Origin of the sequence: Halalkalibacter oceani (genome assembly GCF_023715705.1) — a bacterium.
Lineage (GTDB): Bacteria > Bacillota > Bacilli > Bacillales > Bacillaceae_D > Halalkalibacter > Halalkalibacter oceani_A.
Genome location: NZ_JAMBOS010000007.1, coordinates 1 through 23,845, shown reverse-complemented (window position 1 = coordinate 23,845; position 23,845 = coordinate 1). Strand labels below are relative to the sequence as shown.

General features: G+C 40.6%; 25 protein-coding genes and 1 pseudogene. 25 read left to right on the top strand and 1 reads right to left on the bottom strand.

Annotated features, from left to right (window positions below; all coding sequences use genetic code 11):
• The first annotated feature begins 10 nt into the window (after window positions 1-10).
• From M3212_RS08970 to M3212_RS08850, 25 genes are all read left to right on the top strand, one after another.
• A complete protein-coding gene (locus M3212_RS08970) occupies window positions 11-1,354 on the top strand; it encodes a DEAD/DEAH box helicase (protein WP_251193633.1) in 1,344 nt (447 codons plus the stop codon).
• Window positions 1,351-2,046 carry a ComF family protein gene (locus M3212_RS08965; protein ID WP_251193632.1) on the top strand — a complete coding sequence of 232 codons (696 nt, stop codon included), beginning with the start codon at window positions 1,351-1,353 and terminating at the stop codon, window positions 2,044-2,046. Before M3212_RS08970 ends, M3212_RS08965 begins: the two co-directional genes overlap by 4 nt.
• 75 nt (window positions 2,047-2,121) lie before the next feature.
• Window positions 2,122-2,562: a TIGR03826 family flagellar region protein gene (locus M3212_RS08960; RefSeq protein WP_251193631.1), complete on the top strand. Its 441-nt coding sequence runs from the start codon at window positions 2,122-2,124 to the stop codon at window positions 2,560-2,562.
• 137 nt (window positions 2,563-2,699) lie between these two features.
• Window positions 2,700-2,960: a flagellar biosynthesis anti-sigma factor FlgM gene (gene flgM, locus M3212_RS08955; protein WP_251193630.1), complete on the top strand. Its 261-nt coding sequence runs from the start codon at window positions 2,700-2,702 to the stop codon at window positions 2,958-2,960.
• Window positions 2,961-2,984: 24 nt separating this feature from the next.
• A complete protein-coding gene (locus tag M3212_RS08950) occupies window positions 2,985-3,482 on the top strand; it encodes a flagellar protein FlgN (RefSeq protein WP_251193629.1) in 498 nt (165 codons plus the stop codon).
• 21 nt (window positions 3,483-3,503) lie between these two features.
• Entirely contained in the window at window positions 3,504-5,354 is a 1,851-nt protein-coding gene (flgK, locus tag M3212_RS08945) for a flagellar hook-associated protein FlgK (protein WP_251193628.1), read from the top strand.
• Window positions 5,355-5,370: 16 nt separating this feature from the next.
• Complete coding sequence (gene flgL / locus M3212_RS08940) at window positions 5,371-6,516, top strand: flagellar hook-associated protein FlgL (RefSeq protein WP_251193627.1); 1,146 nt, start codon at window positions 5,371-5,373, stop codon at window positions 6,514-6,516.
• A 22-nt stretch (window positions 6,517-6,538) separates the two neighbouring features.
• The gene (locus tag M3212_RS08935) at window positions 6,539-7,129 is read left to right on the top strand and encodes a DUF6470 family protein (protein ID WP_251193626.1); all 591 of its coding nucleotides are present in this window, start codon (window positions 6,539-6,541) and stop codon (window positions 7,127-7,129) included.
• A 118-nt stretch (window positions 7,130-7,247) separates the two neighbouring features.
• Window positions 7,248-7,688, top strand: coding sequence for a flagellar assembly protein FliW (fliW, locus tag M3212_RS08930; RefSeq protein ID WP_251193625.1), 441 nt, complete (start codon window positions 7,248-7,250; stop codon window positions 7,686-7,688).
• On the top strand, window positions 7,689-7,922 hold the full coding sequence (gene csrA / locus M3212_RS08925) for a carbon storage regulator CsrA (protein ID WP_251193624.1): 234 nt from the start codon (window positions 7,689-7,691) through the stop codon (window positions 7,920-7,922). It begins immediately after the preceding gene.
• A gap of 468 nt (window positions 7,923-8,390) precedes the next feature.
• Window positions 8,391-8,762 (top strand): hypothetical protein, encoded by a 372-nt coding sequence (locus M3212_RS08920; protein WP_251193623.1) that lies wholly within the window; start codon window positions 8,391-8,393, stop codon window positions 8,760-8,762.
• Between the two features lie 414 nt (window positions 8,763-9,176).
• On the top strand, window positions 9,177-9,488 hold the full coding sequence (locus M3212_RS08915) for a hypothetical protein (protein WP_251193622.1): 312 nt from the start codon (window positions 9,177-9,179) through the stop codon (window positions 9,486-9,488).
• Between the two features lie 276 nt (window positions 9,489-9,764).
• Window positions 9,765-10,940 carry a flagellin gene (locus M3212_RS08910; RefSeq protein WP_251193621.1) on the top strand — a complete coding sequence of 392 codons (1,176 nt, stop codon included), beginning with the start codon at window positions 9,765-9,767 and terminating at the stop codon, window positions 10,938-10,940.
• A 164-nt stretch (window positions 10,941-11,104) separates the two neighbouring features.
• A complete protein-coding gene (locus tag M3212_RS08905) occupies window positions 11,105-11,704 on the top strand; it encodes a hypothetical protein (RefSeq protein ID WP_251193620.1) in 600 nt (199 codons plus the stop codon).
• Window positions 11,701-13,578 (top strand): motility associated factor glycosyltransferase family protein, encoded by a 1,878-nt coding sequence (locus tag M3212_RS08900; protein WP_251193619.1) that lies wholly within the window; start codon window positions 11,701-11,703, stop codon window positions 13,576-13,578. Before M3212_RS08905 ends, M3212_RS08900 begins: the two co-directional genes overlap by 4 nt.
• A gap of 118 nt (window positions 13,579-13,696) precedes the next feature.
• Entirely contained in the window at window positions 13,697-14,677 is a 981-nt protein-coding gene (locus M3212_RS08895; protein ID WP_251193618.1) for an NAD-dependent 4,6-dehydratase LegB, read from the top strand.
• Window positions 14,678-14,686: 9 nt separating this feature from the next.
• On the top strand, window positions 14,687-15,859 hold the full coding sequence (locus M3212_RS08890; protein WP_251193617.1) for a LegC family aminotransferase: 1,173 nt from the start codon (window positions 14,687-14,689) through the stop codon (window positions 15,857-15,859).
• A 24-nt stretch (window positions 15,860-15,883) separates the two neighbouring features.
• Complete coding sequence (locus M3212_RS08885; protein ID WP_251193616.1) at window positions 15,884-16,930, top strand: sugar phosphate nucleotidyltransferase; 1,047 nt, start codon at window positions 15,884-15,886, stop codon at window positions 16,928-16,930.
• Window positions 16,923-17,567, top strand: coding sequence for an acetyltransferase (locus M3212_RS08880; protein WP_251193615.1), 645 nt, complete (start codon window positions 16,923-16,925; stop codon window positions 17,565-17,567). Before M3212_RS08885 ends, M3212_RS08880 begins: the two co-directional genes overlap by 8 nt.
• Window positions 17,564-18,559, top strand: a complete 996-nt coding sequence (neuB, locus tag M3212_RS08875) for an N-acetylneuraminate synthase (RefSeq protein ID WP_251193614.1) — start codon at window positions 17,564-17,566, stop codon at window positions 18,557-18,559. Before M3212_RS08880 ends, neuB begins: the two co-directional genes overlap by 4 nt.
• Window positions 18,556-19,713 carry a UDP-N-acetylglucosamine 2-epimerase gene (gene neuC, locus M3212_RS08870; protein ID WP_251193613.1) on the top strand — a complete coding sequence of 386 codons (1,158 nt, stop codon included), beginning with the start codon at window positions 18,556-18,558 and terminating at the stop codon, window positions 19,711-19,713. The genes neuB and neuC overlap by 4 nt, the downstream gene beginning before the upstream one ends.
• Before the next feature lie 14 nt (window positions 19,714-19,727).
• Window positions 19,728-20,414: a cytidylyltransferase domain-containing protein gene (locus M3212_RS08865; RefSeq protein ID WP_251193612.1), complete on the top strand. Its 687-nt coding sequence runs from the start codon at window positions 19,728-19,730 to the stop codon at window positions 20,412-20,414.
• A 200-nt stretch (window positions 20,415-20,614) separates the two neighbouring features.
• The gene (locus M3212_RS08860) at window positions 20,615-21,598 is read left to right on the top strand and encodes a Gfo/Idh/MocA family oxidoreductase (RefSeq protein ID WP_251193611.1); all 984 of its coding nucleotides are present in this window, start codon (window positions 20,615-20,617) and stop codon (window positions 21,596-21,598) included.
• Window positions 21,583-22,542, top strand: a complete 960-nt coding sequence (locus tag M3212_RS08855) for a Gfo/Idh/MocA family oxidoreductase (RefSeq protein WP_251193610.1) — start codon at window positions 21,583-21,585, stop codon at window positions 22,540-22,542. The genes M3212_RS08860 and M3212_RS08855 overlap by 16 nt, the downstream gene beginning before the upstream one ends.
• Window positions 22,543-22,570: 28 nt before the next feature.
• Window positions 22,571-23,356: an SGNH/GDSL hydrolase family protein gene (locus M3212_RS08850; RefSeq protein WP_251193609.1), complete on the top strand. Its 786-nt coding sequence runs from the start codon at window positions 22,571-22,573 to the stop codon at window positions 23,354-23,356.
• On the opposite strand, the pseudogene M3212_RS08845 reads toward M3212_RS08850, so the two are convergent.
• A pseudogene (locus tag M3212_RS08845) lies at window positions 23,319-23,845 on the bottom strand (IS4 family transposase); the annotation flags it as partial. The gene M3212_RS08850 and the pseudogene M3212_RS08845 sit on opposite strands and share 38 nt — an antisense overlap.

Below are 23,845 nucleotides of genomic sequence, written 5' to 3'. Positions count from 1 at the left end.
GGTGAGGACTATGCTGAAATATGCCCCTATTTTTGCAGGGAAGCGATTGCTGCGTTCGGAAATTCCCCTTCCCTCTCACATCCTGGCAGAGCTTGAACAAAAGCAGCTGATCAGACGTGAAGCGGGTCTTGTTACCGAGAAGGGGAGACTGACGTGCCGCCGCTGCAATAACAGGGATCCTTTTTTAATCGGCAGCCACCTTTGCGCGAAATGCGGCGAGCGTTGTCATTATTGCCGGCATTGCCTGACGCTCGGCAAGGTGAGCCAATGTGAGCCGCTGTTCTCCTGGCAGGGATTGATTCCCCAGCTGCCAGAGGTTGAGCAAAGCCTAAGCTGGAGCGGCGCTCTCTCAGCAGGACAGCAGCGGGCCGCCATTGCGGTGAAAGAAGCGATTAGGCAGCAAAAACGGCTGCTCATCTGGGCGGTTACAGGAGCGGGCAAAACAGAGATCCTTTTCCCGGGGCTGGAGCAAGCTTTTTCAGAAGGGAAGAGAGTCCTTCTCGCCACCCCGCGAGCGGACGTCGTTAAGGAGCTTGAACCGCGTCTGCGCCGCAGCTTTCCACGCATCGCCATTTCTGCCCTCTACGGTGGAAGCCGTGATCGTCACCGTTACAGCCAGCTTGTCATCGCCACGACCCATCAGATTCTCCGCTTTTATCGCACATTTGACGTTGTCATCGTTGACGAGGTCGACGCCTTTCCTTATTCTTACGATCAAAGTCTCGCCTACGCAATCTCCCAGGCTGAAAAAAAGCAGGCAGCACGCATTTACTTGAGCGCCACTCCTAGTCAAGCACTGCGCTCCGAACCGCTAGAAGTGATCAAGATCCCCCGTCGCTTTCACGGCTTTCCTTTGCCCGAACCGCGCTTTAGCTGGTGCGGAAATTGGCAGAAACACTTAAAAAAGGGCAAACTCCCTACCGTTCTGCTGCGCTGGCTGACAGAACACCTCAATAAACGTAAGCCGATTCTCCTTTTCGTTCCAACCGTTTCCTTTCTCCATCAAGCTACCCGTCTTCTTCAGAACGATTCTTATGACGCCGTCTCTGTGCACGCGAATGATTCCGGGCGCCATCAACGAATAGAAGCCTTTCGCCAGCAGAAAACCGCGATTTTAGTAACGACGACGATTCTTGAACGGGGCGTCACGTTTCCCGGTGTTCAGGTCGCGGTGCTCGGAGCAGACCATCGGATTTTTACCGAGACGGCGCTCGTCCAAATCGCCGGACGTGTCGGGAGATCAGCCGCACAGCCGGATGGCGATGTCATCTTTTTTCATTATGGCATTTCACAGGCGATGCGCGCTGCCAAGCGCCATATCCAGCTGATGAATCAGGAGGCGAGTACGAAATGAGCCGCTGTTTGTTTTGCCATCAACCTTTTTTTGAACGGGTGAGCTGGCACGGACTTTTGCTGTTGGAGGAAGAGAGCGCGCTTTGTCCGGAATGCGAGACCCAGCTGATCACGCTTGAAGGGCGCCGCTGTCACATCTGCTCCCGCGCTCTTCGTAATGATGAAAGGATCTGTCATGATTGCCTGCGCTGGCAGCAGCGGCAGGAAACGGCCGACCTGCTTGAACGCAACATGTCACTCTATCAATACAATGCTTTTTTAAAGGAAGTGATCACGATGTTCAAATTCCGCGGCGATGCTGAGCTGGCGCGCTTTTTTGCCGGACGACTAAAGGCGCTTTATCAAAAAGAATTCCGCGGCTACTTGCCGGTCGAGATCCCGCTCAGTGAAGCGAGACTCAAGGCGAGAGGATTCAATCAATCGCTGCTGCTGATGGAGGGCTGGGCTGAGGAAACAAAGCTGCTGCAAAGAGCGAGCGGGGAGAAACAGAGCAAGCGGAGCCGCAGGCAGAGAATTGCCCGGATCAACGAGCAGCCGTTTCATCTCACACAGTTAGCGAAACCGTTGATTGAAGGAAAAAAGCTTGTTTTGATTGATGACATCTATACGACGGGAACGACGGTCCGGCAGGCGGCGCGGATATTGAAGCGCCACGGGGCAGAGCGCATCGCTTCCTTGACAATCGCACGGTAAAAAGAGACTAGAGACTATTGTCATATACGCATCAGGCAGTATAATAAAAGAAAGGAATGGAAAGGGGAATGATCCATGAAAAACGTAGCCAATTGTCCACGTTGCGGCCGGATTTTTGTTAAGGCGTTACGCCCTATTTGCCAGCAGTGTTTTAAAGAGCAAGAGGATAACTATGATAAGGTGTCGAAGTTCATGCGGCGCAAGCAAAACAGAATGGCTTCCATTCAGGAAGTTCATGAAAAGACAGAAGTCTCGTTAGAAGAGATTCATATGTTTGTCCGCGAGGGCAGGTTGCTCACCACTCATTTCCCCAACCTCGGTTATCCGTGCGATTCATGCGGCACAATGATTCAGGAAGGCCGCCTTTGCAGCAGCTGCAAAGACGCGATTACCGGCGATCTTGAAAAGCTTGAAAAAGAAAAAGAGTTCGTTGAGCGGAAAAAGGAAACGGAAAAAGAGAAAAACAGGGTGACGACTTATCATTCTCTTAACAGCCGATTTAATAAAAATGAATAAACATTTTTGAGAAATGTGCCGATATAATGAGTAGGGGGATGTTTCAAAAGGGAAAACCCTCTTTGAGACAGCTCTTCGGCACATTTTTTCTTTTGAAAACAATCGTATCACAAGGGGTCAAACAGTGAGGTGAGAGCATGAAAATCAATCCGTATCAATCCGTTCAGCAAAATCCATACCGCAAGCAGCTGGAAAAGCAGGATAAGGCTGCCGAGACGAAAGCGAAAAGCGATAAGCTTGAGATTTCCTTTGAAGCGCTGGAAATGCAAAAGGGGACAGCGATTGAAAAAGAACGTCAGACGAAGGTTGAAGATCTGAAGCAGAAGATCGAGGCCGGAGAATACAAAGTAAATCCACAGGCAGTGGCGAACAAGTTTTATCAATTTTGGAATGAGTAGAGACGAGGCAAAGGAGGGACGGGCATGTCAGTGAAGGCGATAACAGAGCTGCTTGAATCATTGGCTATGATTCATCATGAGCTAAATAAAGCAGCAGGACAAAAGGTTGAGCTGATCAAAAAAGGGGATATGCCTGCCTTGGAAGAGCTTGTTCGCGCGGAAGCGAAGCTGGTGCGTAAGGCGCAGGCGACGGAGGCGATGCGTGTGAAGGTCGTACGAACATTTCTTGTAAGCAAGGGAAAGATAACAGAAAACGCAACGCTGGCCGAGATAAAGGAATGGGCGACGGCGGAGGAGCGTGAACAGCTCGATGCCCTTCAGCAGCGGCTGCTCACGGAGATTCATGCATTAAAACGTCAAAATGAGCTGAACCAGCAGCTTATTGAGGAATCGTTGCGGTTTGTCAATCTTTCCCTTGATTTAATGGTGCCGCATCAGGAGGATATCAGCTACAAGCGCCCGAATGAGCGCGATGACCAGCCTTATGACACCGGACACTCCCTGTTCGACTCAAAAGCCTAACTTGAATGGAGGATCATTTAAATGCAGTCAACGTTCCACGGTTTAGAAACAGCAAGACGGGCGATGATGACCCAGCAATACGCCTTACATACAGTCGGTCATAATATCGCCAACGCCAACACGCCCGGCTACACGAGACAGCGTGTCAATTTTTCGCAAACGGAGCCTTACCCGGCAAGCGGTATGAACAGCCCGCGAATCCCTGGTCATCTCGGTACCGGAGTCAAGGCCGGCTCCATTCAGCGCGTACGCGAAGCATTTCTCGATGTGCAATACCGCAATGAATCAAACAAGGTTGGCTATTGGGATGCCCGCTACAGCTCGCTTATGAAAATGGAGGATATTTTAAATGAGCCTTCAGAAAACGGGTTGAACCATCAGATTGATCTTTTCTGGAGATCCTTTCAGGACCTGGCCGGAACCTCCGATGATTCCGGCGCCCGCTCCGTCGTCCGTGAGCGCGGCCGCTTTATCGCCGAGAGCTTCAATTATATGCACGATTCATTATCTGAAATCCGTAATGATTACAAAAACGAAATTGAAGTGACGGAAAAGGAAGTCAACGCGCTTCTCCGCCAACTGGACAATGTCAATGAACAAATCCGCAAAGTCGAACCGCACGGCTACGTCACCAACGACCTTTACGACGAACAGGATCGCCTAATTGACCAGCTCTCACGGATCGTCAACATCAAAGTCGAGCGCGAACAAAGCGGCGGCAAACCGAGCGAAGTCGCCGAAGGAGCGGTAACGGTCTATTTGGTGAATGAGAATGGACAGGCGTATACGAAGGAGGTTCTGAATGATGAGGGTTTGCCAGTAACGGGTGAAGATGGTGAGCGGCTCTTGGAACCGATCAAGCTTGTGGATGGGACAGGTCAAGAACGTCATTTAGAAATGAGCATCGGATTTGAGAATGGGGCAGTAACCAGCTATGCCTTTATGAAAGAAGGCGAGGATGGTGAACCCATTGAAGCTTATGCAATAGATGACCTTCATACCGATATGCCGCGCGGGGAAATGAAAGCCTTAATTGAGGCATACGGATACGAGACGACGGTCGACGGGGAAACTCAAATTGTCGGCACCTATCCCGACATGCTCGCGGAGATTGACTTAATGGCTTATAAGTTTGCCACCGAGATTAACAATATTCATAAGCTCGGCTTTACGCTTGGAACAGACAGTGAACCTGCAACAAATGGCGGCGACTTTTTTGACCTGGGAGGTCTTACTGATCCGGCGGGAGCAGCGAAGGCAATTAAGATCCATGCCAATATTGAAGCAAGTCGCAATAACATCGCCGCAGCCGGTGTGAATGTCGATGCGTTGAATGATACAGTGCCTTTTACATTAAACGAAGTTGATTATGACAGTCCAAAAGACGCTTACGAAAAACTAATGGCTAAATCACCTAAATCAGAAGAGGATTATGCAAGCCTTCATGCTTTATTGAGTGCTGATGATGAAAATCCATTTTATGATGATGCTGGAAATGAAGTTAATGTCTTCAACGATCTGCCAAAAGCCTATGCTGGAAGTGGAACGAACGCGCTTGAATTAGCGAATATGAAGGATATTATTATGGAATTCAGCTCGGGCAATTCAGGCACGATCGGTAGCTATTATCAAAGTGTGATTGGTGACATGGCTGTCAATGCCCAGGAAGCGGCGCGGATGGCGGACAGCTCATTATCGTTGCGAGACAGTGTTGAATTTCGGCGCCAGTCGGTCAGCAATGTTTCGGCGGATGAGGAATTTACATTAATGATTCAATTTCAGCACGCCTATAATGCGGCGGCGCGAAACATCACCATGGTCGATGAAATGCTTGACCGTATTATTAATAATATGGGGATAGTCGGAAGATAAGGATAGGTGAGAAACGATGCGTGTAACACAAATGATGCTATCAACAAATTCATTACGGCATATAAATCAGGGCTATAACCGCCTTGCCTCGCTGCAGGACCAGCTCGCCACCGGCAAAAAGATTACCCGTCCGTCGCAGGACCCGGTTGTGGCGATGAAGGGAATGCGCTACCGCACCCAGGTTACGGAAGTGGAACAGTTCAAGCGCAACCTCAGCGAAGCCTATAACTGGCTGGATACGGCAGATGCTGCATTGGATCAGGCGACGGAAACATTGCGGCGGATTCGCGAGCTGGCGACCCAGGGGGCGAACGACTCCTATAATGCGGAGGAGCGGGCAAACATTGCCAAGGAAATCCAGCAGCTGCGGGAGCATTTGCAGTCCCTCGCCAATACAAAAAGCAGTCACCGCTTTATTTTTAATGGGACGGACACAACGAATGCGCCGATTATTGATATGGAGAAGATCGATATCGGGCTGGAAACGTTATTTGATCCAAACACGGAGCTTGATAAGATTGAGCTTAGCTATGATGGTAAGATTTTTAAAGAAGTTTCGAGTGATGGCGGACAAATTGTATTTGAGGCGGTTGGCCAGGAAGATGTCCAATTGATCGTTGAAGAAAATGGCAATAAAGTGACGTTTACTCGACCAAATCCGGATAGCTCTGCAAGTGAACCAACGATAACCGAAACTCTGCGCCCAGCTGATGTCATCGCCTCATACAATGATGCTGTTTCGATCAACACGCAAACGGTTGAAATCGAATTGCTGAAAGGCGTGACGATTCCGGTGAATGTTGATCCGGCTAACATTTTCAACAATGCGCTTTTCGGCGATATTATCAGACTGGAGCACGCCCTCAATGATCCGTCCATTTCCGGTAAAGATTTGACTGGGTATATCGACAATATCTTTGGCCATATTGACCAATTTGTCGCGGAGCGTGCCGAGCTCGGTGCACGGGTTAACCGAGTGGAGATGATGGAAAGCCGCTTGATGGAGCAGGAGGTCAGCGCGAAAAATATTATGTCCAACAATGAGGATGCCGATATTGAGCAAGTGATTATCAACCTGACGATTCAGGAAACGGTCCATCGTGCCGCTCTTGCCGTCGGCGCGAGAATTATTCAGCCGTCATTACTCGATTTCCTCAGATAATTGAGCAAAGGAGGGAGCTTGCTTGCAGCTGCCTACGCTTGAGATTCATTCAACAGACGCCTATATCGGTATTCGCTCCCAGCGGCCAGGTCCGCGCATCTCGCAGCCGTCCGCCGATCTGCAAATTCGTCAGCAGCATGTCGGCCTGATTGAAATCAGTCAAACCGCCGCGAAGCTGTTTATTGACCAGAGACAGGCTTTTGCCGAGGCAAACTTGAAGACGCCGCTGCGGATGGCCAATGACTACTGGGACAAAACGACGAGCGTCGTTCACCAGTATCTTGCAAAAACCGCCCAGCAAGGCAATCAAATGATGAAAATCGAAAACGGCGCGCGTGGCGGGGACGCTTTTGCCCAAATCGCCAAAGTAAACGGCGAGCGGGCCCCACAGAAGGCTGTCTATACGACCATGCCGCGTTCGGCTTTCAGCATCTCGTTTGACTATCAGCCCGGGCAGCTATCGATGAAAGCTCCTTACAAAGAGCCCGATATTACCGTCACCCCCCGTTCGCCGCAAATCGAAATGCCGAAATGGCAGCTTGATGTCTATCTAAGACAGAAAAACGACATTTCCTTTCAGGCGGTTGGAGCAGAGGTGAATATGGGATTGTGAGCAAAAAGCCGTGATGACGGCTTTTTTCTATGAAGAAAAAAGCGGGGAGAAAAGCCGAACAACCTCTTCCCTTATGATACAATGAGAAAAAATGCGGATAAGGTAAAGGTGAATGAAAATGAAAATAGAAACGAAATATCAAGGGATTGTAGAGATCGCCGAAGACCGCTTCATTACATTTGAAAAAGGTCTTCCCGCTTTCGAAGAGGAAACTTCTTTTGTTCTCCTCCCTTTTGAAGAAAATACACCGTTTTATGTGCTGCAGTCGACGAAAAGCGCTAGTGTCGCTTTTATCGTCGTTAATCCGTTTGACTATGTTTCCCAGTATGAAGTGAAGCTCACCGATTCGACGATTGAACAGCTCGAGATCGAGAAGCAGGAGGATGTTGCGATTTTTGTTATGCTGACGATTCGCGAGCCGTTCGCGGAAACGACCGCCAATCTTCAGGGACCTGTTGTCATCAACGCCGCCAAGCAAAAAGGCAAGCAAATTTTAATGAACGAATCGAACTACCAGACGAAGCATGCGATTTTCGCTGTGGCAAAGGGGGCGAAGTAAATGCTCGTGCTCTCACGCAAGCTGAAGGAAGCGATTCAAATCGGCGATGACATCGAAATCACAATCCTGGCGATTGATGGCGACCAGGTCAAACTAGGTATCCAGGCGCCGAGACATGTCGACATCCACCGAAAAGAGATTTATGTCGCGATCCAAACCGAAAACAGCGAAGCCGCCAAAACCATCTCGCTTGACAGCTTGAAAGGATTTTTAAAAGAACATCCGAACAATTGAGAAGGGCAGAAGGAACGTCATTCCGTTATGTCGCTTCCAGGGCCCTTATCGTTGGTGTATAGGGAACCTGATTCCGCTATTGTCGGTTACAAGGTGGTTGAACCGCTTGTTTTTGCCTAGTAACGGAATTTCGTTCCTATTGTTGTACAGATGAGCGTTAAAATAGAAGAATAACGGAATCTCGTTCCTCTCGATAGCTTCTCCAAGAAGGGAGTCTAGGCGGTGCAGAGCCATCCTTGAATTTCGGCCAGACTCTAGTTTCCGTATAAGAAAGGTTGTTTTTTTATCTTTTGCCCAGCCTATAGGTCAAAGCTAGTTCTTTCTCAAGTTTCCCTGTTTCTGCCTTCGCGTTTGACCTATTATCGAACTGTTTTGCCCTGTCCGCTCACGATTTGTCCCAGTGACGCCTGTTCGCCTTTACAAGGACTAGCCTTCAGCCTAGACTTTTGAAGAAAGGGGTGAAAGCCAATGGAATGTGAAAGCGAAGTTCTCACGTTATTGAAGCAAATGAACAAGCGGCTGGAGAGACTGGTAGGACATGTCCAGAGTATAGACCTAAAGGTACAAAATTTCGACACACGCTTTGATGAACAGGAGCGTTCCTTCAAACAAACGATCAAACAGGCAATTGAGGAAAGTGAGCAACGAATAAATGCCAGGCTGGATCAACACGAGCAGCTTCTCCAGCAGCTCTCTGAGGAAATCGCGATCGCGAGCCGCAAAGTAAGAGAAGCAACGGAAAGACACACAAGGAACTTTGATCGCTCCTTCCAAAAAAATCTGTTGATCAAACGCGAGCTCGCCCGGCTAAACAGGGAAATCCAATCTTCCTATTATTGATGAGAAACTGGAGAGTCGCTGTTGAAACGAGTTTTCTGATTAGATAAATCCTTAAATAAAGAGGGAAACGATGAACCTTCAAAAAGTAAGATTGTATATTGAAGCATTGGGAATTAGCTTTATTATTACGAGCATTTTCTATATGATTCCATTACAAATCTATCTAGCTGGAGAGCCCAGATTAATGACGGTTTTTACTACATTATTTTTAAGTTATGTAACCTATAATTACAATCAATTATTCCATGAGTTATGGGATAGGTGGTTTGGGAAGAAGTGATAAATTTAGTCCAATGAACCCTTATTAGCAGGCCGTGGTGTCCCTGTTCAGTTAACATTCTTCCCAATGATGCCTGTTCGCCTTTACAGGAACAAACATTCGATATAGACTTAACCTAAAGGAGGTGAGAGTAAATGGAAAACGAACTTCTCACGTTAGTCAAGCAAATGAACAAGCAGCTTCAAAATCTCGACAAGCGCTTTGATGAACAGGAGCGTTCCTTCAAACAGGCAATTGAGGAAAGTGAACAGCGCACAAATGTTAAATTCGAGCAACTGATCAAGATGACGGCGAAAAACTCGGAAGACATCGTTGCCCTGCGCCTCGAAATGAAAGAACGAACGGACAAGCTGGAACTAGCCAACTACCGCCACAAAACCGACATTGACCTCCTCTTTCAAGAAACCCAGTCAAACAAACGCGACATCGCCCAATTGAAAAACTAATCACAAAACTCCCCGTTTAGTCTTCTATCGAATCGAAAATGGGGAGTTTTGTACGTAAGAAAAACCTCCTACATAACCGCCAACTGTTATCCAGACATAAATCAGACAAAAAAAGATAAAAAAATCCGAAAAACCATTTAACATTAGAGCCAACCTGTCGATATAACGAGTGTAAGCATCCTTTTGGCTTGGGCGGCCGACCAAACCAAAAGGAGTTGCTGACTAATCTATCTGGCCTACAAGGACGTGGGCGACACTTCAAGGAGGAAGTATATTATGATTATTAACAACAACATCCCAGCTTTAAACACGTACCGTCAAATGGGTATCAACCAAAATGCTGGACAATCTGCAATGGAGAAGCTCTCTTCAGGTCTTCGTATTAACCGTGCTGGTGATGACGCTGCAGGTCTTGCAATCTCTGAAAAAATGCGTGGTCAAATCCGTGGTTTGAACCAGGCTTCCCGTAACGCACAAGACAGTATTTCTTTAATTCAAACTGCTGAAGGTGCTCTTCAAGAAACTCAATCAATCCTTCAACGTATGCGTGAATTAGCAGTTCAATCTGCTAACGACACAAACACAGAAGCAGACCGCGAGGAAATCCAAAAGGAAATCAATGAGCTAGTTGATGAAATCGATCGTATCGCTAACACAACTGAGTTCAACACAATGAAGCTTCTTGATGGTAGTCGTAAAGGATTCAGCGACACTCGTGACGCGTCTTTTGAAGTGCAAAGAAATACACATGCAGATGTAACGGTTGAGGCAGTTTCTGGTTTTGGTGAAGCAGCAACTGACGATGCTGTTGTGACAATTACTTATATTGGAGCAGATGAATCAGGTAATGCACAATTTGCGATTGATTCATCTATTGAGCTTGGAAGTGGGGCTCTTACTACTGCTTCTGGTAGTAGCACTTTAGAAATTGCTTCAGGTGCTGAACTGACAATTAATGGCTTGGAAAATATGAAAGAAGGCGAAAGTATCACAATTAGTGTTCGAGGATACGATGCTGGTAACAATGGAGAAGATGCTGTATCAAATTCCCTTTCCATGCAAATTGGTGCGAACACTGGTCAAAACATGCTAATCGGTATTAACGATATGCGTGCGCAAGCACTTAACGTTCGTGATGATGCTGGAAATGCAATCGATGTAACGGATGCAACGAAAGCTTCACAAGCGATCACAACGATCAACAATGCAATTGAAAGTGTATCAGCTCAACGTTCTAACCTTGGTGCATTCCAAAACCGTTTAGAGCACACAATTTCTAACTTGGACAACTCAGCTGAGAACCTTCAAGCTGCAGAGTCTCGTATCCGTGACGTGGATATGGCTCGTGAAATGATGGAGTACACTCGTGCGAACATCCTTTCTCAAGCTTCTCAAGCTATGCTTGCTCAAGCAAACCAAGCTCCACAATCAGTTTTACAATTACTTGGATAATTTCAAGCTTTAAAAGCCCGAGCCTTTTGGCTTGGGCTTTTATTTACTTTTTAACAACTTTCTTTTAAAAGGAATAAATTGTAATTCGACAAGGGTGCTATTTTATTTAAGTAAATGAAGAAATGGTCGATATTATTAGTAGAATACGATTTGGAGGATTTACTGTGAAACTTATTATACAAGACCTATCTATTGAGCTTGAAAATGAGCATAAATCAATTAATGAAATTACTAACATCGTGAATGAAAGATTGAAACGTGAAGATGGTATGTATTTCAGTCATTTTGTTGTTGATGGAGAAGAGGTTTATGAAGATTTAGAGCTTTATTTTGAAGAAAGAATTAACGATATTAAAGAGGCTACTGCAGTTATGAAGCCCATTTCACTATTTGTTAGTGAGCTGTTAGCTTCAGGATATGAGTACTTGGAAAGGGCTCTGCCGGAAATTCACACACTAACCTCTGAACTGTACAGCGGTAAATTAGATGAAACGAAAACTAAATTATCACAATTTATCGAGGGGCTTGAGTGGATTTATCAATTGATTTCGACTATCGACCGGCTTGATGCTGAGCGTCCTCAAAATTGGGACGAAGTATTGGTGAAATCCGTTAGCCTTGAGTCAGTTTTTCGTAATCTTGAAGAGGCAATGCAGAATGAAAATGAAATTGAATTAGCCGACTTTATCCAATATGAAATTACACCAGTACTTGAGGATATAAAAATGGACATTAAGAAGATTATGAATGAGGAAGATAAATGATGATGCAAGTTGACAATATTAACTTCTTACGAAAATATTTTCCTCGCGTCCGCGAACAAATGAGAGATCAACAGGCGAAGAAGATTACAGTAGAAAGAATATCAACTCGTTCAGGAGAGGACACGCTAAAGGTTCAAAATGGTGGAAAGGAGTTTTTTCTTCATAGTAAATATAATCCCACTGTTGAAGCGGAGAAGTTACTAGAAACGTATGAAGATGTTGACCAATACGATCATATCTTTTTCTATGGTTTAGGGTTAGGTTATCACGTAGAAAAAATGATAAATCAATACCCGGATCTTACATTTACTTTATATGAACCGATTACCAACATTTTCTCGGAATTTATTAAAACACAACCATTACATAAATTCAGTAAACAGAGAGTAACATCAATTCATGTAGAAAGTACACTTTCTCAACAGCGGTTGGATGCGGAGCTTACAAAAATTATTAATAAAAAAGTGCTGTTTGTTGCCCTGCCCAGTTATAAAAAGGCCTTCTCAAAAGAATATCAATCCTTTGTTGCTTTATTTTCTGAAATGCTTAAACAAAAAAAAGCAAGTTTTCGTACCAATTACGCTTATGAAAAAAGATGGACTTTAAATAGTTTAATGAACTTTCAAAGTACACTATCAACTCCGAATATTCTTCACGATGTTGATCATGAGTTTTTTAAAAATAAACCAGCACTCTTAGTTGCAGCAGGTCCATCTCTTGCTGAGGAGCTGGATAGGATTCGTTATATTAAAGAACATAAGCTTGCCTATGTAATCGCAGTTGGATCAGCGATTAATGCGCTTATTAATGAAGGGATTAAACCAGATGCCGTTGCTTCATATGATCCAAAGGGAAGAAACCAAAAGGTTTTTGAAAAGACGATTGCTTTAGGGCTTGATCATGAAATTCCACTTATATTCGGGAGTTCAATCGGATTTGAGGTATTGCAAGTGTATAATGGTCACAAGCTTCATATGTTAACGAATCAAGATACAATATCTCCTTATTTTTTGAAACATAAAAAGTCTAAAAAGTTAACTCAATTAAATGATGCTGCATCGATTGCGGTCGTAACCTTGCAATTAATGGATAAGTTAAAGTTTAATCCGATTATTTTAGTAGGACAAAACCTCTCATTTCGTAATAATCAGCGTTTTTCAAAAGGTATTCAATACGATCATATTTCCAGTGAAGTGACTGAGCAAGAGAAGGAAAGGCTTATTGAGATAACAAGTGTAGATGGTGAAACAGTTCAAACGAATGAAATGTTTTTACGGATGAAAAAACAGTTAGAATCTTATATTCCTTTAATTACGAACGCAAAGAAAGTTGTTATTAATACGACGCAAGGAGGGGCACATATCGAAGGAACTGTTTTCAAATCATTGGAAGAAGTAGTTGCAAATGATTTTGAAAATGAAGTAGTCATAGATAATTGGTTTAAGGAGATAACGAAGCAATATGATCAACAGTATGTTCTAGAACAGAAGCAACGTATGGATGAATCGGTAGATGAACTTGTTTTATATGTTAACCAACTTATTAAAGGATTAAATAATTTAAATTGGTTAATAGAGGAAAATAAAATATATCAGATTACCGAGCAAATGAATCAACTAGATAAGACGTTTCAAGCTATGGACTTATTAGATTCATATAAAGTTTTAATCCATCCTACAGTGCGTGTACAACATGAACTAACAGAAAAAAGATTGTTATTAATGCATGATGAAAAAGAAATGCTTCAAAAAGGAAAGTTTGTTTTAGCGGAACTATCCAGTTATATAGAGGAAATAAAAAAAGCAATTGAGATTGTTGTTCCAGTGTATGATACAGTATTAAAAGAAGTAGAGAAGAAACTCTTTAATGAGTGAATAGAGAAGTATAGACTGAATTTGAAGTTTCTCATCTTGTTAAGAGTGTGATCTAAATAAGTTCCCTATTAATTTAAAAATAATAAGTGCGATAATCATACAATAAAGGAGCATCTTTATGCCAAATATTCTTGTCACTGGAGCTGACGGTTTTATCGGCAGTCATTTAACAGAGGAATTAGTGAAAAAAGGATACAAAGTCAAGGCTTTTGCTTATTATAATTCATTTAACTCATGGGGCTGGTTAGATTCTCTGCCCAAAGAGATTATCAATGAGGTTGATGTTTTTACTGGGGATATAAGAGACCCCAATGGGGTTAAGGAAGCAATGAAAGATATAGACGAGGTATATCATCTTGCGGCCCTGATTGCTATTCCGTTTAGTTACCATTCCCCTGATACTTACGTAGATACAAATATAAAAGGGACATTAAATGTATTGCAGGCAGCTAGAGATTTAGACACTTCAAGATTATTAATAACTTCAACTTCTGAGGTTTATGGAACGGCTCAGTATGTACCAATTGATGAAAACCATCCTTTTCAAGGGCAATCCCCTTACTCAGCAACTAAAATAGGGGCAGATCGTCTAGCGGAATCATTTTATCGTAGCTTTGAGATGCCGATCACGATTGTTCGACCATTTAATACTTATGGACCGCGCCAATCAGCCAGAGCTGTAATTCCGACAATTATTACACAATTACTGGCTGGGAAAGAAGAAATTCAACTTGGTTCGCTTACTCCTACACGGGATTTTAACTATGTTAAAGATACAGCAAATGGGTTTATCAAGATTGCCAAGGCGTCTAATACAATTGGTGAAGAAATAAACATTGCATCACAGGAGGAAATTTCTATCGGGCAACTGGCAGAAGAAATAATTAGACAAATTAGTCCTAATGCAAAGATTATTTGTGATGAGCAAAGGTTAAGGCCTGAAAATAGCGAGGTAAACAGACTGCTCGGATCAAATGAGAAAATCAAGCGCCTGACGAACTGGAGACCCCAGTATTCTTTCGAAGAAGGTCTAGCTGAAACTATTGAGTTCTTTAAGCAGCATATAGATAAATACAAAGTTGATATATATAACATTTAGGAGCAGGAAATGGATCAAAAATTTATTCCTCTATCGGTCCCGAACTTAAAAGGAAAAGAGTTAGAATATGTTACTCAAGCTATTGAAAGCGAGTGGGTTTCAACAGCTGGATCTTATATTAATGAGTTTGAAGAAAAAACAGCAGCCTATGTTAAAGCAAAGGGAGCCGTTTCAGTTCAAAATGGAACTTCAGGTTTACACATTGCCCTCAAAGTGTGTGGAGTGACGGAAGAAAATGAAGTAATTGTGCCAGCGTTTACATTTATTGCTGCTGTTAACCCTGTAAAGTATATTGGTGCAGAACCTATTTTTATAGACTGTGATGATTCTCTCTGTATGGATGCAGACAAGCTTCTCCATTTTTGTCAAGAAGAGTGTGAATTTGAGGGTAGAGAACTGATAAATAAGAAAACGAAAAAGCATATTAAAGCCATTATAGTTGTTCATATATTTGGAAATACAGCGAACATGGAAAAAATAATGAATGTCGCAAATGAATTTAACTTAAAAGTTATAGAAGATGCTACTGAAGCTATTGGAACGTATTACACTGAAGGTTTTTATAAAGGGAAGTATGCTGGGACGATTGGGACGATTGGAGTTTACTCATTTAATGGTAATAAAATCATGACCACAGGCGGTGGTGGCATGATCGTTTCTGACGACATGGAATTAATAAAGCGGGCGAAGCATCTGACCACCCAGGCCAAGAGTGATGAACTCTATTACAGACATGACGAAGTAGGATATAATTATCGGATGACAAACATTCAAGCTGCACTTGGATTAGCGCAGTTAGAGCAGTTGGAGACCTTTATTAAAACAAAAAGAGAAAATTATCTCTATTACAGAGAACAACTAAATACAATAAAAGGACTTACTCTTTTAGAATTTAATGAAAATATTAGAAGCAATTATTGGTTTTATTCTTTGTACATTAATGAAGATTACTTGTTAAATAGGGATGAAATAATTTCATTTTTAGCTTCTAAGAACGTTCAAGTTAGGCCTGTTTGGGATTTAATTAATGAACAAAAGCCTTATTTGAAAAATCAGACATATAAAATTGAGATAGCATCACACTACCTACATCATATTGTTAATATACCTTGCAGTTCTAACTTAACTAAAGAAGATGCTCAATATGTCATAGAGTGTCTAAAAAGCCCCAAGAAAGTTTAAAGAATTAATTAGGTGGTGTGAAAATTGGATGTACAAGAGTTTTTAATAGATGAAGAATCGACTATGTTAGAAGCGATGGCGTTGCTAGATAAACTAGCGAAAAAGGTACTGTTTGTTGTAAAGGATAATCGGTTCGCGGCAGCTATTACCGATGGTGACATTAGAAGATGGATTTTAAAAAAAGGAAGTTTGAATGCAAAAGTTAAGGATATGGCTAACTATAGTCCTAAGTACATTTATGAAAAAGATAAACAAATGGTCAAAGACTATATGCGTAAGCACTCAATTGAAGCGTTACCTGTTTTGAATGAAGAAGAAGAGATTGTCTCGATCGTGTTTTGGAATGACGAAAAGGTAGAACGTGGAGGAAAACTTGAAGCACCTATTGTTATGATGGCCGGAGGTCTAGGAACTAGATTGTACCCGTATACAAAGATCCTTCCCAAACCATTAATTCCTATTGGAGAGATTCCTGTTGCGGAACATATTATTAATCGGTTTAATCAATATGGTAGTAATCAGTTTTATTTAATTGTCAATCATAAGAAAAATATGATAAAAGCGTATTTTAATGAAATTGAAAAAAAATATGATGTCTATTACGCTGATGAAGAACTTCCGTTAGGTACAGGTGGAGGGTTGAGTTTGTTAAAGGGAGAAATAGACTCAACTTTTATATTGACTAATTGTGATATTATTATTGAGGAAGATTACGAAAAAATCTATGATTATCACCAGAAAGAGAATAATTTAATTACGATGGTCTGCTCTTTAAAAAATATTAAAATACCATATGGAGTTATTGAAATTAGCGAAGTCGGTGAAATAGAAGAAATGAAAGAGAAACCAGAATTTTCATTTTTTGCTAATACAGGCATGTACGTTGTTGAGCCCCGAGTTATTAATGAATTAGAAAATGACACGGCTATTGGATTCCCTGATATTATTGAGAAGTACAAGCAAAGTGGAGAAAAGATCGGGGTTTATCCAATCAGTGAAAATGCCTGGCTTGACATGGGACAGTTAGATGAAATGGAGAATATGAGAAGAAGGCTTGAACGTGATGAGTAAAAAAATACTATTGATTGGTGGGGGAGGGCATTGTAAGTCAGTATTAGATGCCCTTTTAAGCACGGAAATGTATCACAATATTGGAATCATCGACAAACGAGAAAATATTGGTAAGAGGGTGTTGTCTGTTCCTATAGTTGGGTGTGACGATGATCTACAAACATTTTTTGATGAAGGTTATACAGATGCCTTTGTAACAGTGGGGAGTATTGGAAATCCTGAATTGCGAATGAAACTTTTAAGTTTGATTAAAACAATAGGTTTCAACATTCCGAATATAATCGATAAAACAGCGACAGTTAGTAAACACGCTAAGCTAAGTAAAGGGATTTTTATCGGTAAAAACGCTGTAATAAATGCTGGATCTGTCATTCATAAAGGAGCAATTATTAATACATCTGTTACGATCGAGCATGATTGTTTGGTTGAGGAATTTTCACATATTGCCTCAGGTAGCGTACTGTGCGGAGAGGTTAAGGTTGGCAAACGGTCGCATATAGGAGCAAATAGTGTAATCAAACAACAGATTGAAATTGGAGATAACACAATTATAGGAATTGGCAGTACTGTTTTATCTGATATTAAGGATTATACGGTTGCCTATGGTAATCCTTGTAAGGAGGTGCGTTCGAAATGAGTGTATACATTATTGCAGAGGCAGGAGTAAATCATAACGGTAGTTTAGAAAATGCAAAATTGTTGGTCGATCGTGCCAAGGACGCTGGGGCTGACTGTATAAAATTTCAAACCTTTGTAGCCAACAAAATGGCTTCTAAGCATGCGGAGAAAGCTGGCTATCAACGAAAGCAGTCAGGTGCCGCTGAAAGTCAATTAGATATGCTCAGTAAGCTAGAGTTGTCTTTTGGAGCATTTGTTGAACTTAACAAGTATTGTGAGCTTAAGGGAATTGAATTTCTTTCAACCGGTTTTGACTTTGATAGTATCGACTTCTTAAGTAGTTTAAATATGAAAAGATGGAAAATTCCCTCTGGAGAAATAACCAACCTCCCCTATTTAATAAGAATAGCTCAATTAAATAAACCAGTTATACTTTCAACAGGAATGAGTACGATGCAGGAAATCCGTGATGCTGTTCGCGTACTTAAGGAGCACGGAGCCAGTGAGATCACTATATTACATTGTACAACTGAATACCCTGCTCCTTTTAAGGATGTTAATCTGGCTGCAATGAAAACCATTCATAAGGAATTCAACTTATCTATTGGTTACTCAGATCATACACGTGGGATTGAAATTTCTATTGCCGCTGTTGCGATGGGAGCAACGATAATTGAAAAGCATTTTACTCTCGATCGAAGTATGGACGGCCCTGATCATCAAGCAAGTTTAGAACCAGATGAATTAAAAGCAATGGTAAGGGCTATTCGTAATGTTGAAATGTCTATTGGAAGTGACGAAAAACAGCCGGTAGAATCTGAAAAAAAGAATATAGCGGTAGCAAGAAAAAGTATTGTAGCAAATCGTTCGATTACAAAAGGGGAAATCTATACAGAAGAAAACCTTGCAGTAAAACGGCCAGGGAATGGAATTAGTCCAATGAAGTGGTATGAGGTGATAGGCCAGCCGGCTAAACGTAATTTTGAAGAAGACGAGTTGATAGAGGTATGAAAAAGATCAGTGTCCTTACTGCTACGAGGGCCGAATATGGTTTATTAAAACCAATTATTGAAAATTTAAATACTATCTCAGAGTTTGATGTGCGTATTGTAGTGACTGGTGCTCATTTATCTCCTGAATTTGGATTGACTTATAAGGAAATCGAAGAAGACGGTTTTCTAATTGATTCAAAGATTGAAATGCTTCTAAGTGCAGATACACCGGCGGCAATTTCAAAATCAATGGGTTTAGCAATGATAAGTTTTGCGGATTATTTTGAAAAACTTAAACCAGATATGCTTCTTGTTCTAGGAGATCGGTATGAAACGTTAGCCGTTTGTACTGCTGCGATGAATCAAAGAATTCCAATAGCTCATTTATATGGTGGGGAGACAACTGAAGGTGCTGTAGATGAGGCAATTCGTCACGCAATTACGAAATTAAGCTATCTACACTTCACAAGTACAGAATCCTATCGGAAGCGGGTTATTCAGTTAGGAGAACACCCAGATAGAGTATTTTGTGTGGGGGCAGTTGGTGTAGAAAATATTCTCAGTCAGCCATTAATGAGTAAAGATGAATTAGCATTATCAATCAAATTCAACTTTGACAAGCCATATGCAGTAGTTACGTTTCATCCAGTGACACTTGAAGACAATCAATTACAAGAGCAATTTCAAGCTTTACTTAAGGTTTGTCAAAAGCACCAGAATTTGAATTTCATATTTACAAAGGCGAATGCGGATGCTAATGGTCGAATTATAAACAAAATGATCGATCATTATTTAGAAAAATATAATAACGCTACAGCCTTTACGTCATTAGGGTTGATTCGATATTTAAGTGCTTTAAAATATTGTGAGTTTGTTATTGGCAATTCATCCAGTGGCTTAATAGAAGCACCTAGCTTTGGGATACCAACAATTAATATTGGAGATCGTCAAAAAAGAAGAATTCAAGCCGATAGTGTGATCAATTGTTTACCAAGTTATGAAGATATAAAAAATGCAGTACATCTTGCTTTATCGGTTAATTTTAAAAAGAAGTGTAGAAGTACAATTAATCCATATGGTAATGGTGGTACCTCAAAGAAGGTCATTGCAAAAATTAAAGAATTTCTACTAAATGAGAGAATCGAACTTAAAAAGAAGTTTTATGATTTATGAATGGGGGTGAACGAATGAGAAACATTGCAATTATTCCAGCAAGAAGTGGTTCTAAAGGATTGAAAGATAAAAATATTAAGATGTTACATGGGAAACCACTTATAGCTTACTCGATCTTAGCTGCTCAGAAATCGAATTTATTTGATGAAATAATGGTATCTACTGATTCAGAGGAATACGCTAAAATTGCTCAAGAATGGGGGGCGAATGTTCCATTTCTAAGGAGCGAGAAATTATCTTCTGATACAGCATCAACTTGGGATTCTGTGAAGGAAGTCTTAAAGCGTTATAAAGATGCAGGGAGAGAGTTTGATACAGTTACTCTCCTTCAGCCGACTTCACCACTCAGAACATATGAAGATATAATTAAAGCTCATGAACAAATGAGAATAAGAAGTGCGAATGCCGTTGTATCGGTGTGTGAAGTGGATCATTCTCCATTATGGTCTAATACTTTACCTGAAGACTATTCTATGGAAAACTTTTTGAAAAAAGAGGTAGTAGAAAGGCGTCGTCAAAGTTTACCTACTTTCTTTAGGTTAAATGGTGCAATATACATTTGTAAAACAAGTTATTTACTATCTAATGATACTTTTTATAAGGATAAATGTTATGCGGTGATCATGAAAAAAGAACATTCTATTGATATTGATGATGAGCTTGATTTTAAATACGCTGAATTATTAATAAATTCGAAATAGTTGTATCAGCTATATTGTAGACAATGTTGTTGATCTGAGATTAAAGGATGTTACAAAAGCAGTTTTTTCAATAAAAGTTACATTGGTACACTGTGAAGAATGAAATCTAAGTAATAGAAGAATAAGTCGTAATAATGAATGGACTAACTTTTATACACGATATAAATTGAAAAATCAACTATCATTAAGGGGGATATATGATGAATATTGTCATTGTAGGAGCTGGTCAAATTGGCAGCCGACATTTGCAATCACTAGCTCATTTTGATAGAGATGCAACTGTGTACGTTGTAGACCCAAGTGAAGAAGCACTAAGGATAGCAAAAGGTAGGTTTGAAGAAGAGGGAAGAGCGGATAAAAATATTGTTGATGTTTTCTTTGAAAAAACGTTGAAATATGTCCCAAATGAAATGGATGTTGGGATAATTGCCACAAATTCTAACATTCGAAAACAAGCAATCATGGACTTACTAACAGTAAGTTCGGTTCGTTACCTTATTTTAGAGAAATTTCTATTTCCACAGGAAAGTGATTATTCTGAAATCGAAGAACTGTTAAATTCTAAAGGGATTCAGGCGTTTGTAAATTGTGCTAGGAGAGTGTGGCCAATTTACAAGAAGGTAAAACGTTTAATAGATCAAAGTTCTTTTATTCATTTTGAAGTAAGCTCTTCGAATTTAGGGCTTGGTTGTAATGGTATACATTTTGTTGATTTACTAGCATATTTCACAGGTGAAGACAATATTGAATTTAATCAAAAGCTTTTAGATAAAGTAATTAAAGAAAGTAAACGGAAAGGTTTTTTGGAATTTACTGGTTCTTTAATAGGGGAAGGAAGGAATTTTCACCTAATTGTTACTTCATATTCTGACGGTGAGGCACCAGTAATGGTAAATATAAATACTTTAGATGCAAAAATAGTAATTAACGAAACGAAAAAAATTGCTTACTTTAGTACTAAAGAAAATGAGTGGAGTTTCGAAGAATATAGGTTTGAAAAGCTATATGTTAGCCAGTCAACAAGTGATATTATCAAGCAATTAATAGACACTAGAAATTGTGATCTCACACCTTATAAGGAATCGGCCAAGTTACATAAAAGTATGCTTGCTGCTTTTATTAAGCATTTGAATGCAAGTGGTTTTAATGAAGGAGAAGTGATAGATAAATGTATGATTACATAAGGGAGGAAGAGTTACTATTAGTCGGTACTGGTAATATGGCTCAACAGTATAGTAAAGTGTTACAAGCACAAAATATACCCTTTTATGTTATCGGGCGTAGTGAAAAAGGAACAATGAGATTTGAAGAAAACACTGGGATAAGCGCTTTTCCTAATGGTGTATCCTCGTATATTCAAACAGGCAGGCCGCTCCCGAAACAAGCTGTTGTAGCTGTTAATGTTGAAAACTTATACAACGTAGCGACTGAATTAATTGATAATGGAGTGAAAAGAATATTAATTGAGAAGCCAGGTGGGTTACATTTTACGGAAGTTAAAATGTTGTTGGAAAAAGCTCAAAAGCGATCAGTAGAAATATTTGTAGCATACAATAGAAGGTTTTACTCATCAGTGATCGAAGCACAGAGAATTATAGAGTTCGATGGGGGTGTCACTTCTTTTCAATTTGATTTTACTGAATGGTCGCATAAGGTAGAGAAACTTAATAAGCCTAAAGAAGTATTAGAAAATTGGTTGTTTTGTAATTCGTCACACGTAATAGATTTAGCATTTTTCTTAGGAGGAGTTCCAAAATCTATTCAATCTTATAAAAATGGAGAATTGGATTGGCATAAAAATGGTGCCATTTTTGTTGGCTCTGGTGTTTCAGAGAGGGAAGCACTATTTTCTTATCAAGCGAATTGGAAAGCACCTGGTAGATGGGGGATAGAGCTATTTACAAAAAAGACTCGACTCATACTTCAACCTCTTGAAGAGCTCTATATTCAATCATTAGGAAGTCTTTCGATTGATAAGGTGCAAATTGAAGATAGTTTGGATCGACAATTTAAGCCAGGTTTATATAAGCAGATAGAAGCTTTTAAAAATCATAAAAAAGAGCATTTATTAGATTTGCGTTCGCATCTTTTGCTTTGTAATAGTGTATATCAAAAGATAATAGAGTAGGTAGTTGTGATTTTTAGGGAGGAAAATGATGAGGATAGTAATAATTGGTAATTCGCTAGCTTTACCACGTCCCAAAAGGATTAATCAATATGATCCAAAGAAAAAAGAAGAACTAGCAGTCAGCTTCGATGATACTTATGGATTTTTAGTAGAAAAGACGATCCAAGCGGAATATCCTGATTTACATATACGTGTTATTAACAGAGCACAACGGGCCTATACGATAAAGCATATTGCTCAAACGTTCGCAGATCACTTGTTTTATTTTGAACCTAATATCCTTATTCTTAATGTCGGTCTTGTTGACTGTTGGTTTCGAGATGAAAATGGGACACAAATGGTAAATAAAGTAGAATTTCGCCAAGTTCTAATTCGCATAATGTCTATGTTATCTCTTAGACCAGAAGTCAAGATAATCATTGTGGGAATTACACCTACAAATACAAAAATGGAAAATAGATACAAAGGTATGAATGACGAAATCAGAAAATATAATGAGATATTAATGGATGGTGTTGATTATAGGCAAACTTTCTATGTTGACGTGGAGAAAAACATACAATTAAACGAAATATTATTACCAGACGGTCAGCATTATAACAAAGAAGGAAATAGAATAGTAGCTGAAAAAATAAGCATTCTTATTCGAGCTTTTATTGAGTCTGACCGCGGCGTAGGACTCTATAATCGTGAAAATGCCTATAACAAAGCATTCGAATGTTTTAAACAGTCGTTTAACCTTTATCCAAACTATATTGATAATATTTATAACTTACTCAAACTTCGCAGACTGAAATTGATAAATAAGCCTTGATATAGGTAGGCAGACCGCTAATCCATTGCTGAAGTTGACTTTTCATCCATTTTTGAATAGTTTTATTTGACTTTTTAAGGGTATCTTGAAGAAGCTCGATTAAGTGTTGTAATGCAACAGCCCAATCCAGTTCATTGACTTCATCACAAAGTTCATAGAAGAGTCCACCTAATGTACGATAATCGTTATGACAACGGTGTTGCCATGACAAAACGATATACCGAGAAAAGACAATCGTTGTATGACTAATGAGTAAATCATAGGACATACCTTGGAACTCTTTTTGAAGACGTAATAAGGATTTGGTCGTTTTAAAGAAGATCTCAATATCCCAACGCATTCCATAGAGACGGACGATTTCTTGTTCAGAAAGCGTACAATCAGTGCTAAGAATCGCCAGCCATTCACTCTTTTTGTTTCGGTTTTGAACAAATACAACTTTGACTGGAATACCATTTGCCATTGTTGTATGAACAGAACGCAAAATGC

Bases quoted from the DNA above. Each gene is read 5' to 3' on its own strand.
- M3212_RS08970 (WP_251193633.1), top strand. From the start codon at position 11: ATGCTGAAATATGCCCCTATTTTTGCAGGGAAGCGATTGCTGCGTTCG.
- M3212_RS08965 (WP_251193632.1), top strand. From the start codon at position 1,351: ATGAGCCGCTGTTTGTTTTGCCATCAACCTTTTTTTGAACGGGTGAGC.
- M3212_RS08960 (WP_251193631.1), top strand. From the start codon at position 2,122: ATGAAAAACGTAGCCAATTGTCCACGTTGCGGCCGGATTTTTGTTAAG.
- flgM (WP_251193630.1), top strand. From the start codon at position 2,700: ATGAAAATCAATCCGTATCAATCCGTTCAGCAAAATCCATACCGCAAG.
- M3212_RS08950 (WP_251193629.1), top strand. From the start codon at position 2,985: ATGTCAGTGAAGGCGATAACAGAGCTGCTTGAATCATTGGCTATGATT.
- flgK (WP_251193628.1), top strand. From the start codon at position 3,504: ATGCAGTCAACGTTCCACGGTTTAGAAACAGCAAGACGGGCGATGATG.
- flgL (WP_251193627.1), top strand. From the start codon at position 5,371: ATGCGTGTAACACAAATGATGCTATCAACAAATTCATTACGGCATATA.
- fliW (WP_251193625.1), top strand. From the start codon at position 7,248: ATGAAAATAGAAACGAAATATCAAGGGATTGTAGAGATCGCCGAAGAC.
- csrA (WP_251193624.1), top strand. From the start codon at position 7,689: ATGCTCGTGCTCTCACGCAAGCTGAAGGAAGCGATTCAAATCGGCGAT.
- M3212_RS08920 (WP_251193623.1), top strand. From the start codon at position 8,391: ATGGAATGTGAAAGCGAAGTTCTCACGTTATTGAAGCAAATGAACAAG.
- M3212_RS08915 (WP_251193622.1), top strand. From the start codon at position 9,177: ATGGAAAACGAACTTCTCACGTTAGTCAAGCAAATGAACAAGCAGCTT.
- M3212_RS08910 (WP_251193621.1), top strand. From the start codon at position 9,765: ATGATTATTAACAACAACATCCCAGCTTTAAACACGTACCGTCAAATG.
- M3212_RS08900 (WP_251193619.1), top strand. From the start codon at position 11,701: ATGATGATGCAAGTTGACAATATTAACTTCTTACGAAAATATTTTCCT.
- M3212_RS08895 (WP_251193618.1), top strand. From the start codon at position 13,697: ATGCCAAATATTCTTGTCACTGGAGCTGACGGTTTTATCGGCAGTCAT.
- M3212_RS08890 (WP_251193617.1), top strand. From the start codon at position 14,687: ATGGATCAAAAATTTATTCCTCTATCGGTCCCGAACTTAAAAGGAAAA.
- M3212_RS08880 (WP_251193615.1), top strand. From the start codon at position 16,923: ATGAGTAAAAAAATACTATTGATTGGTGGGGGAGGGCATTGTAAGTCA.
- neuB (WP_251193614.1), top strand. From the start codon at position 17,564: ATGAGTGTATACATTATTGCAGAGGCAGGAGTAAATCATAACGGTAGT.
- neuC (WP_251193613.1), top strand. From the start codon at position 18,556: ATGAAAAAGATCAGTGTCCTTACTGCTACGAGGGCCGAATATGGTTTA.
- M3212_RS08865 (WP_251193612.1), top strand. From the start codon at position 19,728: ATGAGAAACATTGCAATTATTCCAGCAAGAAGTGGTTCTAAAGGATTG.
- M3212_RS08860 (WP_251193611.1), top strand. From the start codon at position 20,615: ATGAATATTGTCATTGTAGGAGCTGGTCAAATTGGCAGCCGACATTTG.
- M3212_RS08855 (WP_251193610.1), top strand. From the start codon at position 21,583: ATGTATGATTACATAAGGGAGGAAGAGTTACTATTAGTCGGTACTGGT.
- M3212_RS08850 (WP_251193609.1), top strand. From the start codon at position 22,571: ATGAGGATAGTAATAATTGGTAATTCGCTAGCTTTACCACGTCCCAAA.